Source organism: Corynebacterium sp. MSK008 (genome assembly GCF_030232585.1).
GTDB lineage: Bacteria > Actinomycetota > Actinomycetes > Mycobacteriales > Mycobacteriaceae > Corynebacterium.
Genome location: NZ_JASPJX010000037.1, coordinates 1 through 445 on the forward strand (window position 1 = coordinate 1; position 445 = coordinate 445).

Genomic DNA, 445 nt, shown 5'->3' on the forward strand with positions numbered 1-445 from the left:
GTGGTTGATGGCGGCGGGGAAACGCCCGGTCCCATTCCGAACCCGGAAGCTAAGCCCGCCCGCGCCGATGGTACTGCCCCCGGGAGGGAGTGGGAGAGTAGGTTACCGCCGACCCAACAACTTCACACCAGGCACCCGCCACACAACACGACCGTTGTGCGGCGGGTGCCCTTTTTTCATATGCCGGGCCCCAAGGCAAACACCGGGCGGGGCGTGACCTGTCAACAGGGGGCCACATAGGGGTCGCGGTGGCAGCACGCGGTGCCACGCTGACGCCTCCTGCGGGGCGGAAGTCGAGTACACCCGTGTTGCGCGGTCGTATCTAGTAACACCGTGGTGAGTATTGAGTAACGCGTTGGTGAGCATCGAGTAACAGTCCGGGGGAGGATTCTGGTGACCGCGTGACTTCAGGGCACGCGGCGTTACCAGAGGAGTCTGATTGTGA

The 445-nt window shown here is 63.8% G+C and carries 1 rRNA gene; it reads left to right on the forward strand.

What is annotated here, in order from left to right:
* Positions 1-114: ribosomal RNA gene (gene rrf / locus QP996_RS11780) — 5S ribosomal RNA — on the forward strand; the annotation flags it as partial.
* Positions 115-445: the final 331 nt, after the last annotated feature.